At 47.3% G+C, this 1,168-nt stretch carries 2 protein-coding genes; both read left to right on the forward strand.

The genetic code is table 11. The features are described 5' to 3' along the window. Positions 1–988: sensor histidine kinase (locus R7E47_RS24880; protein WP_318085435.1), on the forward strand; the 988-nt coding region annotated here is incomplete at its 5' end. Next, positions 985–1,168, forward strand: a 184-nt coding sequence (locus R7E47_RS24885) for a response regulator (protein ID WP_318085437.1), incomplete at its 3' end; no start/stop codon positions are given. The genes R7E47_RS24880 and R7E47_RS24885, both read left to right, overlap by 4 nt.

A 1,168-nucleotide genomic window follows, 5' to 3' on the forward strand; every position in this document is an offset into this window, starting at 1 on the left:
TCGAACTCAAATGCAAGAGTTAGAACCTTGGCAGCTTAAGCAGGCATTAAAAACGCATCAAGGCGTGCTGCAAGCGACGTATGAAGGATTGGTCGCGATAAACTCCGAGGGAAATTTGTATCTTATTAATGATTCCGCTCGCGCTATGCTCAACTATCATCAAGAGCTTGGCAACGTATTTACTGACGGGATAGATAACCCAGAAAGTTTTTCGCTGAAAGGTGACGATTACATTAATGGATTGATTCGCGTGAATGGCAAAAACTTGGTGATGAACCGAGTTACGCTTCGTACGTCGACAGGTGAGCCTTATGGCGCAGTGTTTAGCTTGCGTGACCAAAATGAGATGCACGTACTCTCGGAGAAAATCAGTCAGGTGACGCAGTACATGGAGAACATGCGCGTTGCGCGTCACGAGTATCAAAATAAGCTTTCGACTATCTCGGGCCTCTTACAAATGGGGGCTTACGATAAAGCGCTTTCAGTTTGTTTGTCGCAAGCGAAAGCCAGTCAATCACAACTGGATTCGCTACATGCGCTGAATAGCAGACCGGCCTTGTCAGCCTTGATTTTGGCAAAGGCGAGCAAAGCCAACGAACTGGGTGTGGCACTGAGCATTGATTGCCAAAGTGATTTGAGCGCGCTGTCTCGCCGTTTGTCAGAAGAACAATTGTGTGGGTTGATTGGCAATTTAGCTCAAAACGCTTTGGAAGCGGTGAAAGGACGAGAGAACGGTCATGTACACATCGGTATTTCAGAATCGGCCTGCGAGTACACCATTCAGGTTTCGAACAACGGCCCGCTGATCGAGAGTGGATTTGATGCGTTGTGCGAATTGGGCTTTACCACTAAGCAAAACAAAGCCGATCATGGAGTAGGCATGTACCTTGTACGTTCCATCGTTGAGCAAGGCAATGGGCATATGGAGTTGGACAGTGACGAGCAAGAAACCGCGTTTACGATCTATTTCCCCAAGGAGTTAGGATGATAAAAGTAGTCATAGTGGAAGATGATCCCAACATTGCAGAGCTTCATCACCATTTCATTGAGCAAGTGGAACAATATCAAGTCGTCGGTATTGCCGGCAGTATTCACATTGCCCAGCAGCTAGTTACGCATACTAAGCCGGATTTGGTCATCGTCGACAACTACTTGCCAGACGGGCAAG

It is taken from the genome of Vibrio sp. Vb1026, from assembly GCF_033338745.1.
Lineage (GTDB): Bacteria > Pseudomonadota > Gammaproteobacteria > Enterobacterales > Vibrionaceae > Vibrio > Vibrio alginolyticus.